Here is a 12830-nt window from a genome sequence, read left to right as displayed (position 1 = left end):
GAAAAGACAATAACGCATGGCCTGCGAGCCAGGCAGGCCATGTTATTAAGAGAAGGGTGATTACAGCGCAGCCCGCTCGTCGGCGGTCAGGGCGACGGTTTGCACCGTACCAGATTCCGCTGACTGGACCGCCGCTTCTAATACCGCCATCACCGCCAGTGCCTGCAGCGGCGATACTGGGTTGTCAATCGCCCCGGTTAAGGCATCGCGCACGTTAATATAGTACTGACGCTGATCGCCGCGCGGCGTCTCATGCTGTTGAGTCTGTCCCGCGGCATCAAACATCACCATCTTGTCGTCGTCGTGGCCCCAGCTTTCGCTGCCTGGGATCACGCCTGCCAGCAGTTGCGCTTCCTGCTGATCGGCTCTTTGTTTGACGACGCTGCCTTTATCGCCGTGCACGGTAAAGCGTGAAACGCCGCCGGCCACCAGCATGCTGCAATGCAGAATCACTTTGTGCTGCGGGTAATTGAGGACCACGTGTGCCCAGTCGTTGATCTCTGCGCCTTCACGCAGGGTGGCGATATTGCCCTGGACCGACTGTGGCAGGCCGAAAAGCTGCAGCGCCTGGTCGATCATATGCGGCCCGAGATCAAACCATAAACCGCTACCAGGGACGTTTTGCTCTCTCCAGCGGACGCGAACTTCCGGGCGGAAGCGGTCAAAATGCGATTCAAAGTGCTTAACCTTGCCGAGCTGCCCCTGCTCGATAACCTGCTTAATGCCGAGGAAATCACTGTCCCAGCGGCGGTTATGGAACACCGACAGCAGCAGCTGTTTTTCCTTCGCCAGGGCGATCAGCTCGCGGGCTTCCTGCATATCCAGAGTAAAAGGTTTATCCACGACCACATGTTTACCGGCATTCAGCGCCAGTTTGGCTAACGGCGCATGGGTTGCGTTCGGCGAGGCGATCACCACCACATCAACATCCGGGTGCTGAATAGCCTGTTCTGGTGAAGCGATGACCGTCACATCCGGCAGATCCTGCTTAACCTTCTCTTCATTGCCGGAGGCGACTATCGCCAGCTTCAGCCCGTCGACCGACTGGATGAGTGGGGCATGAAACGTTTTGCCGACGAAGCCATATCCGATCAACGCGATATTGATCTCTTTACCCCCACGAGCGATGACTTTATTCATTACCTTCTCCACGTTGTTGTGCGCCAGCAATATTGACCTGCAGTGCGTTGTTGTCCCCCAGTTCTTCCCAGGGTCTGTCCAAAAAGAGTTGATCGATGTCGGCTAACCCGGCCACCAGATGCGGTTCACAGTGGTTTAGCTTCATATGATCGGCCACCAGCCAGTGTTCGGTACTGGCAGCGAGCATCGCGCGTTTAATTTCCGCATCTGCTTCCTGGCTGGCGCTTAAGCCCAGCTGCGCATGAATCGCACAGGCGCCAAGAATAGCGATATCGGCGCGATAGCGAGCTAACAGCGCCAGGGTGGCGCTGCCGGCAAACAGTCGTTGTTGGCTGTCCCAGGTTCCCCCCAGCAGGATCAGCTGGATATCAGGGCGCGCGCTGAAATGTGACGCAATATCCAAAGAGGTGGTGATCACCGTCACCGGCACCGTAATCTGGCTGGCGACGGCCAGAATCGTACTGCCGGCGTCTAAAAAAAGCGTCGAACCCGCCGGGATTTTGTCGGCGACCAGGCGGCCCAGACGCTGCTTGGTTTCCGACAGCAGGGCGTTTCTACCCTGACGGTTCATCGCGGATAGATCGAGGGCAATCGCGCCGCCGTGGTTCTTTTGCGCCAGGCCCTGTTTTTCGAGGTCGCCGAGGTCGCGACGGATGGTGTCCGCGGAAACCTGCAGCTTCGCCACCAGCTCGCTGATGCTAACCTGTCCATTTTCACTAATAATATCAAGTAGGTATTTTTGTCTGGCGGTTTTGTGCATGATGTGCGAATCCAGCAAAATATTGCAACAAACAGCATAATACAGCAATTAGCAGCAAAGGGAACCGTGCGTTACGCAGGTTAACGGCGTGAAACCGCGGGACAGGTCGGGCAGAAGTGGGGCGAACGCTATTTTAATCCGGGTTTGCAAAACAGCCGGGACGGTCTACGCTTACCCTGCTTATCACAATGGAGGAAATAAACATGTGTACCCATCTGCACGACTACGCGCGTCAGTACGCACAAGAGAAAAAATGAACGGCTCCTGCCAGCCTGCCTGTCCGCCAGCATAGTTTCTGGCGGTGGTTAATCCGGCGGGTTGGACGCATCATCGTTAAGCACACCCATGACCCGCCGCCGGCGGGTTCTTTATTTCCCCTTCTGTTGCTCCCTCCCCAGATTGCTTTTTCATCAGCAAATTCAGCACCCTGCTGCCATTAGCGCTTGATTAACCGAGGTGCCAGGCTAGACTAGCAAAAATACGCAATAACTGACGGAGGTCGGGTGGACGCCATTAAGGGATCGGAATTGAACGTACCGGATGCCGTTTTTGCATGGCAATTCGACGGGCAGGGCGGCGTTAAACCGCTGACTGACAGTGACGAGATTAATAAGGATCACCCTTGCTGGTTGCATCTGAACTATACCCACGCCGATAGCGCACAGTGGCTGACATCCACACCGCTGTTGCCCAACAGCGTCCGGGATGCCTTAGCCGGCGAGAGTACCCGCCCGCGGGTGACCCGGGTCGGTGACGGGACTCTTATCACGCTGCGTTGCATCAATGGCAGCACCGATGAGCGGCCCGATCAGCTGGTGGCTATGCGCCTGTACATGGACGAACGCTTAATCGTCTCGACCCGCCAGCGGCGGGTGCTGGCGCTGGATGATGTGCTCGGCGATCTGCGGGAGGGCACCGGGCCGGTGGATTGCGGTAGCTGGCTGGTGGAGATCTGCGATGCGCTAACTGACCACGCCAGTGAATTTATCGAGCAGCTGCACGACCGGATTATCGATCTCGAAGACAATCTGCTGGACCAGCAGGTGCCGCCGCGCGGTTTCCTGGCGCTGCTGCGCAAACAGCTGATCGTGATGCGCCGCTACATGGCCCCGCAGCGCGATGTGTACGCCCGCCTTGCCAGCGAACGCCTGCCGTGGATGAATGACGATCATCGCCGGCGGATGCAGGATATTGCCGACCGGTTGGGGAGAGGGCTGGACGAAATCGACAGCTGCATTTCGCGGACGGCAATCATGAGCGATGAAATCGCGCAGATTATGCAGGAGGCGCTGTCGCGCCGTACCTATACCATGTCATTGATGGCGATGGTGTTTCTGCCCAGCACCTTTTTGACCGGCCTGTTTGGCGTCAACCTTGGCGGGATCCCCGGCAACGAGTGGCATTTGGGCTTTTCTCTATTCTGCATAATGTTAGTCGTTCTCATTGGCGGTGTTACATGGTGGTTGCATCGTAGTAAATGGCTGTAAATAATCGTGTTTCATCGCCTGCCTGAACGTGAAAATCCGGTAATGTTTGAGCGAAATCAATAAACCATCTACCCATTCGGGGCAATATCTCTCTCGCAGGTGAATGCAACGTCAAGCGATGGGCGTTGCGCTCCATATTGTCTTACTTCCTTTTTTGAATTACTGCATAGCACAATTGATTCGTACGACGCCGACTTGATTAAGTCGGCTTTTTTTTGCTCTCTGGTTGCCAGCTTCTACGCTTAATGGGTACACCCGCACACAACCGGGAGAGTCGACATGCCATACCAACCCCTGACATCAATACCGATTTCACCTGAACCGAACGACCCGACACCGCAGCCCGATCCGCGCCCACGCCCGCATCCACTGCCAGACCCGCCGCCGGATGATGAACCGATTAAATTGTCGCATCAGAGCCGCAGATCTGCGAGGATACGCGCCTGCCCTTTATGTGCCCGTTAAATCGAGAAACCATTGTGACCGCTTTTTCTACATTGAATGCTTTACCTGCCGCCCAGCTCGCTAATCTTACTGAACTGGGTTATCTCGCGATGACGCCTGTTCAGGCTGCGGCCTTGCCCACTATTCTGGCGGGCAAAGATGTACGCGTGCAGGCAAAAACCGGCAGTGGTAAAACAGCGGCATTTGGTCTGGGGTTGCTTCAGCATATTGAAGCGACTCTGTTCCAGACACAATCTCTGGTGCTGTGCCCGACCCGCGAACTGGCCGAACAGGTCGCGGGCGAGTTGCGCCGTCTGGCACGCTTTCTGCCGAATACCAAGATTTTAACGCTGTGCGGCGGGCAACCCTTCGGTGCCCAGCGTGATTCACTCCAGCATGCGCCGCATATTATTGTCGCCACGCCGGGCCGCCTGTTGGACCACCTGCAAAAAGGCACCGTGTCGTTGGATGCCCTGCAGACGCTGGTGATGGACGAAGCCGACCGTATGCTCGATATGGGCTTTAGCGACGCCATCGATGAGGTGATCCGTTTTGCACCGGCCGATCGCCAGACGCTGCTGTTTTCTGCCACCTGGCCACCAGCCATCGCGGCGATTAGCGGCCGTGTGCAACGCGATCCGCTTGCCATTGAGATCGACTCCGTCGATGCGCTGCCAGCCATTGAGCAGCAGTTCTTTGAAACTTCTCAACGCGGCAAAATCCCGCTGCTGCAAAAGCTGCTCAGCCAGCATCAACCGGCGTCCTGCGTGGTGTTCTGTAACACCAAAAAGGATTGCCAGTCCGTGTGTGATTCGCTGAACGCCGCCGGGCAGAGTGCGCTGTCGTTGCATGGCGACCTTGAGCAGCGCGATCGCGATCAGACGCTGGTGCGTTTTGCCAACGGTAGCTCGCGGGTGCTGGTGGCCACTGACGTCGCCGCCCGTGGCCTCGATATTAAATCGCTGGAGCTGGTGATTAACTATGAGCTGGCGTGGGATCCGGAAGTTCACGTACACCGTATTGGCCGTACCGCCCGTGCGGGCGAGAGCGGTCTGGCGATCAGCCTGTGTGCTCCGGAAGAGGCGCAGCGCGCGAATATTCTGTCCGAAATGCTGCAGCTCAAGCTCAACTGGATGAACCCACCGGCAGGCGACAATATCGCTCCGCTGCATGCAGAAATGGCGACGCTGTGTATTGATGGCGGCAAGAAGGCCAAAATGCGTGCTGGCGATGTGCTGGGAGCGTTGACCGGGGATATGGGCTTTGATGGTGCCGACATTGGCAAGATTAACGTCCATCCGGCGCATGTGTATGTGGCAATTCGTCAGGGCGTGGCGCAGAAAGCCTATAAGCAATTGCTAAACGGCAAGATCAAAGGCAAAAACTGCCGGGTCCGTCTGCTGAAGTAAACGGTATACCCAACATAATTCGAGTTGCATACAAGCGGCAAGGGCGAGGCTTATGGATGAGCCCAATAACGAGGAAAGCCAACGCACCTGCAGCCTGAAGTATGACGGGTATCAAAACGCGTCCCAGCCACAAAGCTGAGACGCAGGTTTGTTACTTCACTTCCACCACGTCCAGACGCAGCTCTTCCAGTGGCGCAGCGTCTTCTTCCGGCTGCCAGCCCGCAGGCTGTAACGGAATATCTTCCCGGTCAAAGGCCAAATCGCCGCCGTCCACCACCGCAGACTGGTGGTTAATCCCTTTAAAGTCGAACAGATTAATGTCGCTCAGATGAGACGGCACCACATTTTGCATGGCGCTGAACATGGTCTCGATCCGCCCTGGGTAACGTTTATCCCAGTCGCGCAGCATATCGGCAATAACCTGACGCTGGAGGTTCGGCTGCGAACCGCACAGATTGCACGGAATAATCGGGTAGCCTTTCGCCTGAGCGAAACGCTCGATGTCTTTTTCGCGGCAGTAGGCCAACGGGCGAATCACGATGTGTTTCCCGTCATCGCTCATCAGCTTCGGCGGCATACCTTTCATCTTGCCGCCGTAGAACATGTTGAGGAACAGGGTCTGCAAAATGTCGTCGCGGTGGTGGCCGAGGGCAATCTTCGTCGCGCCCAGTTCGCTGGCGGTACGGTAGAGGATCCCGCGACGCAGGCGAGAACACAGTGAGCAGGTGGTTTTGCCTTCTGGAATTTTCTCTTTCACAATCCCGTAGGTATTCTCTTCAACAATCTTGTACTCGACGCCCAGCTGCTCCAGATATTCCGGCAGAATATGCTCGGGGAAGCCCGGCTGTTTCTGGTCGAGGTTGACCGCCACCAGCGAGAATGAAATGGGCGCACTTTTCTGCAGATTGCGCAAAATTTCCAGCATGGTGTAGCTGTCTTTGCCGCCGGAAAGGCACACCATAATCCGGTCGCCGTCCTCAATCATGTTGAAGTCGGCAATCGCTTCGCCCACGTTACGGCGCAGGCGCTTTTGCAGTTTATCGATGTTGTACTTTTCTTTTTTGCTAATATCTTGATTTTGCAGCATTTAATAGTGGCTCAATTCATAGTGTGACCCACGCACGGTGCTTGCGGCGCGGCGTGTGGGCGCAATTAATGATGTCTGACATTGATGAGTTTATACCCTGAATAATTCGAGTTGCGTGTAGGCGGCAAGGCCGTAAATCCCCTGGAGCTTACTCAGGTAAGTGACTGGGGTGAACGGGTGCAGCCAACACCCAGGCAACTTGAAGGATGAAGGGTGTAAGTCTGTGGCGTGTATGGTACGGATTCACGGAGGGGATGTCAGCACATTTCCGGCGTTTAGCCTGCCGGTGATGCAGATAAAAAGGCCCGCCGGGGCGGCGGGCCAAAGCATTAACGCACGACCAGCACCGAGCAGTCGGCGTGCCGTACCACGGCAGCAGCGTTAGAGCCAAGCAGATAGGTGGTGATGTCCGGGCGGTGAGAGGCGATGATAACCAGATCCGCCGGCAGCGTTTTCGCCAGCTCCAGAATATTATCCTTCGGCGAGCCCTCTTTAACATGGAGTCGCACCCGGTCTTCCGGAATGGAAAACTGCGCCACGATCTCTTTCAGACGCGTTTCCGACTCCGCCTTGAACTCATCCATCGGCGGCAGTTCGGTGGTATAGGCCATCCCCAACGAAGCGTAATAGGGAAGGGATGGGATCACGGTCAGAAAATGCACTTCGGCATCATCAATGCGTGCTTCTGCCTCAACGTGGCAAATAACGCGTTGAGTTAATTCTTTATCTGAAATATCAATGGGTACAAGAATTATTCTGGCCATAAAACCTCCTGTTTAAGTAACCGCTTAAAGTATATGCCATTACGGGGAGGTTTGTCTTATGACCGGGTCACACTTTGGGGTTAGTTCCCGCGACGTTCGGTAAATTTTCCTTTGATCACGCCATCATAAAAACGTCCTTTAGAGACGACCTGCAGAAAATTTTGGAACAAACGTTCCGGCACATTCTCGTACTGCAACGTGGAGTGGTCGCGAAAACGGATTTCGAGGGTGCCAGAGGCATCGTCATAGGCGACGGAGGCAATTCGGGATGATCTCACAGGATGATGGTGCATGACAGGCGTCCTCAACGACAGGCTTTACCGGTAATATATCATTCATCGGGTGACTATTTTAATACAGAAGATTTATTGTTTTGCTGAGATGGCCGCTGTTTAAGGTGCGTTGATAATGCCCGCCGTTGCCGACGGGCCGGGACATCAGAACTGGTAAACCACCAGGGGTAACAACGAAGCCAGGACGAACGTAAGATTGGTCGCCATCTTTTGAGGCATCATCAGAAAAATAGTGCAGACCGTCAACCTTGCCATAGAGATCTAATTTATTGCCGTCTTTATTATAAATTCAGCAGGGTGCGCCGCACCAGCGGCTAATAATGCTGGAGTAACGTCTTTTCATTGAGATATTCCTTTGAATGTTTTTATTTTTTAACTTCCGATGAAAAAGTGGTCACCTGCTAAAGGAGGGGGTTAAGATCAGATAAGAATCAATTGTTACGATATAAATAAAATCTAAAATAAGTAATTTGATGGTTGCGGTGATAATTCTCGTGAATGTATTGCGTGAATATGTATAAAATAAAAATTATACATAGAGAAACCGTTGGCGTACTATTCTCCTGTTATATGTACTTTATTGTCGCTGGTACGGTTTATTACCGTCAGATATTTCTGCACGATATGTTCTGGCGGTAGAGGTGACAAGCCCGAATGGATATTCGGGCTTTTTTCTTTATGGCATTACTCGGCTTGTATCCTAACTTTCACTGCCCGTTTTCTCTGCCTTGCCGGCCATCTGTGCCAGGAAGTCGTAGCGTTTTTGCAGATCCGCCGCTGCATCTTTCCATAACTGCTCCGCGACCTCCGGCTGCTGAGCGTTGAGACGACGGAAGCGTTGCTCGTTCAGCAGCGTTTCTGCCAGCGCGTCTGACGGCGGGCGTGAGTCCAGCGCCAGCGGCAATTTCCCTTCATCCTCACGACGCGGGTCAAAGCGATACAGCGGCCAGAAGCCGGTAGCGGTGAGCTGACGCATCTGATCGTGACTCAGCGCCAGGTCGTAGCCATGCTCCTCACACGGGCTGTAGGCGATGATCAGCGACGGACCCGGATAGGCCTCCGCCTCCTGAATCGCTTTCACCGTCTGATTGAACTGCGCGCCCAACGAGATTTGCGCCACATACACATGCCCGTACATCATCATGCTGACGCCGAGATCCTTGCGCGCTTTACGCTTGCCATGCTCACCGAACTTGGTCACCGCCCCAAGCGGCGTGGCTTTCGATGCCTGACCGCCGGTGTTGGAGTAACACTGAGTATCGAGAACCAGAATATTGACGTTCTCGGTCAGGCTCAGCACATGGTCGAGCCCGCCAAAACCAATGTCATAGGCCCAGCCATCGCCACCGATAAGCCAGATGGATTTCTCCACCAGCGCATCGGCATCGGTGAGCAGCTCCTCGGCGCCCTCAACGTCAGCCAGCGCCAGACGTAGCGCCGTAACCTGCTCGCGGCGTAGCTCTGGAGTGGCTTGTGCCTGTAGCGCCTCGTTCAGCGCCGCCGGGATCTTATCGGCAAACTGGCTCAGCAGGCGCATTACCCGCTGACGATGCTGATCGACAGAGAGCCGGAAGCCGAGACCGAATTCGGCGTTATCTTCAAACAATGAGTTTGCCCACGCCGGACCGCGGCCGTTGGCGTCGGTGGTGTAAGGGGTAGACGGCAGGTTGCCGCCATAAATCGACGAACAGCCGGTGGCGTTGGCGATCAGCATCCGGTCGCCGTACAGCTGAGTCAGCAGCTTGATATACGGCGTTTCGCCGCAGCCGGAGCAGGCTCCGGAATATTCAAACAGCGGGCTAATCAGTTGCGAGGTGCGAATATCAATGCGTTCCAGTTTGCTACGGTCAATTTCCGGCAGGTTGAGGAAGAAGTCGTAATTCACTTTTTCTTCTTCGACGTGTTCAAGGCGCGACATCATGTTGATGGCCTTGATCTGCGGATCCTGGCGGTCTTTTGCCGGGCACACTTCGACGCACAGGTTACAGCCGGTGCAATCTTCCGGCGCGACCTGCAACACATATTTCTGCCCGCGCATATCGCGGGATTTCACGTCAAGGGCGTGCAGACTGGCAGGGGCGTCGGCCATCGCTTCCGGGGAAACCACTTTGGCACGGATTGCCGAATGCGGACAGGCCGCGACGCAGTGGTTGCACTGAGTACACAACGACTCTTTCCAGATAGGGATCGCTTCGGCGATATTGCGTTTTTCCCAGCGGGTGGTGCCCATCGGCCAGGTGCCGTCCGGCGGCAGCGCAGAAACCGGGAGCGCATCGCCAAGTCCGGCCAGCATCGCGGCGGTGACGGTTTTCACGAAGTCCGGGGCGGCGTCGGACACCACCGGCGGACGGTTTGGGCTGGTGGCATCGACTGGCTGTAGCGGCACTTCAGCCAGGGACTCTCGGGCCAGCGCCAGCGCCTGCCAGTTGCGCTCAACCAGCTCATGACCTTTGCTGCTGTAGCTTTTGGCAATCGCCCCCTGCAGTTCGCTCAGCGCGCTGTCGCCCGGCAAAATATGCGTTAAGTGGAAAAACGCCATCTGCATCACGGTGTTGATGCGCGCGCCCAGGCTGCATTCGCGGGCAATTTTCGCCGCGTTGATAATATAAAAGTGCGCTTTTTTCTGGTTCAGTGCTGCCTGGACTTCCTGCGGCAGGCGTGACCAGGCTTCATCTACCGCATAGGGCGTATTGAGCAGGAAAATGCCGCCCGGTTTGAGCCGCTCGACCATCTGATACTTATCAATAAACTGCAGCTGATGGCAGCCGACAAAATCCGCCTGGGAGATCAGATAGGAGGAGCGAATCGGTTTTTCACTTACCCGCAGGTGCGAGACGGTCAGCCCCCCGGCTTTTTTCGAGTCATAGACGAAATAGCCCTGCGAGAACCACGGGGTGGAGTTACCGATAATCTTGATATTGTTTTTGGTAGCCGAGACGCTGCCGTCGCTGCCAAGGCCATAAAACAGGGCTTCAAGCTTGGCTTGCGACGGCAAGGTGTTCTCAACCAACGGCAGAGAAAGGTTGGTCACATCATCATAAATGCCGACGGTAAAACGCGGTTTAGGGCGGGCTTCGTTCAGCTCATTGAAAATAGCCAGCACGCACTCCGGGCCGAACTCTTTTGACGACAGGCCATAGCGCCCGCCGATGGTGCGCGGCAGGGTTTCGCGCTCGCCGCGGTTAAAGGCTTCCGCCAGCGCGCTCATCACATCGAGATACAGTGGTTCCGCCTGGGCACCCGGCTCTTTGGTGCGATCCAGCACCGCGATGGCACGGGCGCTCTCCGGCAGCACCGCCAGCAGATGCATGGCGGAGAAGGGGCGATAGAGGCGAACTTTCAGAACCCCGACTTTTTCACCCCGGCTGAGCAGCTCGTCCACCACCTCTTCACAGGTGCCGATGGCCGAGCCCATGATCACAATCACCCGTTCCGCCTGCGGATGGCCGTAGAACTCAAACGGCTTGTACTGGCGTCCGGTGGCGCTGGCGAAATCGTCCATCGTTGTTTCGACATGGTCGTAGACCGCGTCGTACCACGGGTTGGTCGCTTCGCGGGACTGGAAATAGGTATCCGGGTTCGCCGAGGTCCCACGGATCACCGGATGTTCCGGATTCAGCGCGCGCAGACGGTGCGCGTCGATGTCGGCCTGCGGCAGCAGGCTGCGCACGGTGTCGTCCGCCAGCGGGATGATTTTATTAATTTCGTGCGAGGTCCGGAAACCATCGAAGAAGTGAATAAACGGCACCCGACTTTTCAGGGTCGCAATATGGGAGATCAGCGCAAAGTCCTGCGCTTCCTGCACGCTGCTAGCGCACAGCATGGCGCAGCCGGTCTGGCGCACGGCCATCACATCCGAATGGTCACCGAAAATAGAGAGCGCATGGGTCGCTACGGTACGGGCGGCGACGTGCAGGACAAACGGCATCAGCTGCCCGGCCAGTTTGTACAGTGTCGGGATCATCAGCAGTAAGCCCTGCGATGAGGTAAACGAGGTCGACAGGGCGCCGGTTTGCAGCGCACCGTGTACGGCCCCGATGGCCCCGGCTTCCGACTGCATTTCTACCACCCGAGGCACGTCGCCCCATACATTTTTCAGCCCGTTTCCCGCCCAGGCATCCGCCTGTTCCGCCATGGTTGAACTGGGCGTAATCGGGTAGATGGCGATAACCTCACTGGTGCGAAACGCGACTGAAGCGGCCGCGCCATTACCGTCGATAGTAATCATAAGAAGACACCCTAACATTGCGCAAAAGAAGGGACCCGACAAACGGCCACAGGTCCTGTAATTATAGTCGTTAGTATAAGAGTATTATCTATACCCTTGAAGTTATGAGGCTTTCGAGTGCACAAATTGATCCATGAAAGACAGGCGCGGCGGCGGGGATGGCGGAGGATATCGCTATGATCTTAAACCGGACTTGCTGCGGTCTGCCGGTCATCATCCGGGGGGCGTCATCATGGCGGTATCGTTGAGCTGTAGGGGATTCAGGCCCTGAGATGCATGACAAACCCTGTCGAGATCAAGGTTACACCAGATATTTTGCTAAGAAATGTTAATGGGGCGCATAAATACGTATTTCGCCTCTCGACGTTCACGGCTGCGCTGCCTATTATTCTTGGGTTTGCTTATTTTTAGATATTGCTGAGGGGAAATCGATGCGAGCTGCGTTTTTAGTGGGGTGTGCCGCGTTATTATTGTCGGCCTGTAGTAGTGAACCGGTTCAACAGGCGACAGCGGCACATGTGCCGCCTGGCATGCGTGCCGCAATGAGCAGCACCGGGCAGGCGAACTGCGCGATGATTGGCGGCTCATTATCGGTGGCACGGCAGCTTGATGGATCAGCGATCGGGATGTGCGCATTACCCAACGGTAAGCGTTGCAGCGAGCAAGCGTTAGCGGGCGGCAGCTGCGGTAACTACTAGTTCACCAGATCCGCAAGTTTATAGACCAGCGTTTGATCGGCGGTAGCCAGCGTTAACTGATTTTCCGTCAGGTCGACCTGCGCGCCATCACGTAGCATCGTGCCCAGCGTATGATCCAGCGTATTGAGCTGCGAATCGCTGCACATCATACGGGTCATGGCCAGCGCTTTGACCTTCAGCTCGCCGCCGCTGATGCTGCCTTTGCCGCTAAAGCCGTTACACATATTGCCTGAGACATACATATCTTCACCAAAACTCAGCTCCAGCGGCTTTCCTTGCGTATTCAGCGCCTGGCCGTTGACGCTGGTCAGAACAAAGCGATGGTGCTGAAGTTGCTCGGCGCCAGTTGATACCTTGCTGTTATACACACAACCCGATAACAGCATTCCCGTCGCCAGCAGTACAGCAAACTTATTCATTACTCCCCCAAATCATTCATTACGTTTATCAGATTTAGCCAATATTATTCGGGCTGCTTGCAGGCGGCAGGGCCGTCAATTCCCAGGCAACCTGAACGATG

Annotated in this window: 11 protein-coding genes and 1 pseudogene; 4 read left to right on the top strand and 8 right to left on the bottom strand. The window is 55.6% G+C overall.

What is annotated here, in order from left to right:
• Positions 1 to 60 precede the first annotated feature (60 nt).
• On the bottom strand, positions 61 to 1140 hold the full coding sequence (locus ACMYSN_RS03555) for an oxidoreductase (RefSeq protein ID WP_462497039.1): 1080 nt from the start codon (positions 1138 to 1140) through the stop codon (positions 61 to 63).
• A complete protein-coding gene (locus ACMYSN_RS03550) occupies positions 1133 to 1900 on the bottom strand; it encodes a DeoR/GlpR family DNA-binding transcription regulator (RefSeq protein WP_462497038.1) in 768 nt (255 codons plus the stop codon). Before ACMYSN_RS03550 ends, ACMYSN_RS03555 begins: the two co-directional genes overlap by 8 nt.
• Positions 1901 to 2403: 503 nt before the next feature.
• Between ACMYSN_RS03550 and zntB the strand changes: the two genes are divergently transcribed.
• From zntB to dbpA, 3 genes are all read left to right on the top strand, one after another.
• Positions 2404 to 3387, top strand: coding sequence for a zinc transporter ZntB (zntB, locus tag ACMYSN_RS03545; RefSeq protein WP_123754086.1), 984 nt, complete (start codon positions 2404 to 2406; stop codon positions 3385 to 3387).
• 279 nt (positions 3388 to 3666) lie between these two features.
• Positions 3667 to 3852, top strand: coding sequence for a proline-rich small protein YnaL (ynaL, locus tag ACMYSN_RS03540; protein WP_370453873.1), 186 nt, complete (start codon positions 3667 to 3669; stop codon positions 3850 to 3852).
• Between the two features lie 14 nt (positions 3853 to 3866).
• A complete protein-coding gene (gene dbpA, locus ACMYSN_RS03535; RefSeq protein ID WP_462497037.1) occupies positions 3867 to 5240 on the top strand; it encodes an ATP-dependent RNA helicase in 1374 nt (457 codons plus the stop codon).
• A gap of 151 nt (positions 5241 to 5391) precedes the next feature.
• On the opposite strand, the gene ttcA is transcribed toward dbpA, so the two are convergent.
• The 5 genes and pseudogenes from ttcA to nifJ all read right to left on the bottom strand — a co-directional run bounded on the left by ttcA (position 5392) and on the right by nifJ (position 11612).
• Positions 5392 to 6327, bottom strand: coding sequence for a tRNA 2-thiocytidine(32) synthetase TtcA (ttcA, locus tag ACMYSN_RS03530; RefSeq protein ID WP_123754087.1), 936 nt, complete (start codon positions 6325 to 6327; stop codon positions 5392 to 5394).
• Between the two features lie 329 nt (positions 6328 to 6656).
• A complete protein-coding gene (gene uspF / locus ACMYSN_RS03525) occupies positions 6657 to 7091 on the bottom strand; it encodes an adenine nucleotide alpha hydrolase family protein (protein ID WP_462497036.1) in 435 nt (144 codons plus the stop codon).
• 80 nt (positions 7092 to 7171) lie between these two features.
• Positions 7172 to 7384, bottom strand: coding sequence for a KTSC domain-containing protein (locus ACMYSN_RS03520; RefSeq protein ID WP_174508864.1), 213 nt, complete (start codon positions 7382 to 7384; stop codon positions 7172 to 7174).
• A gap of 175 nt (positions 7385 to 7559) precedes the next feature.
• A pseudogene (locus ACMYSN_RS03515) lies at positions 7560 to 7717 on the bottom strand (porin); the annotation flags it as partial.
• 367 nt (positions 7718 to 8084) lie between these two features.
• On the bottom strand, positions 8085 to 11612 hold the full coding sequence (gene nifJ, locus ACMYSN_RS03510; RefSeq protein WP_462497035.1) for a pyruvate:ferredoxin (flavodoxin) oxidoreductase: 3528 nt from the start codon (positions 11610 to 11612) through the stop codon (positions 8085 to 8087).
• A 431-nt stretch (positions 11613 to 12043) separates the two neighbouring features.
• On the opposite strand from nifJ, the gene ACMYSN_RS03505 reads away from it, so the two are divergent.
• Complete coding sequence (locus ACMYSN_RS03505) at positions 12044 to 12310, top strand: putative hemolysin (RefSeq protein WP_123754092.1); 267 nt, start codon at positions 12044 to 12046, stop codon at positions 12308 to 12310.
• On the opposite strand, the gene hslJ is transcribed toward ACMYSN_RS03505, so the two are convergent.
• Complete coding sequence (hslJ, locus tag ACMYSN_RS03500) at positions 12307 to 12729, bottom strand: META domain-containing protein (protein ID WP_462497034.1); 423 nt, start codon at positions 12727 to 12729, stop codon at positions 12307 to 12309. The two genes, ACMYSN_RS03505 and hslJ, sit on opposite strands and share 4 nt — an antisense overlap.
• Between the last annotated feature and the right edge of the window lie 101 nt (positions 12730 to 12830).

It is taken from the genome of Klebsiella sp. R445 (assembly GCF_051131755.1).
GTDB classification, from domain to species: Bacteria; Pseudomonadota; Gammaproteobacteria; order Enterobacterales; family Enterobacteriaceae; genus Klebsiella; species Klebsiella lignicola.
The sequence above is the reverse complement of the archived record's forward strand: the minus strand, read 5'-3'. Positions and strand labels throughout refer to the sequence as shown.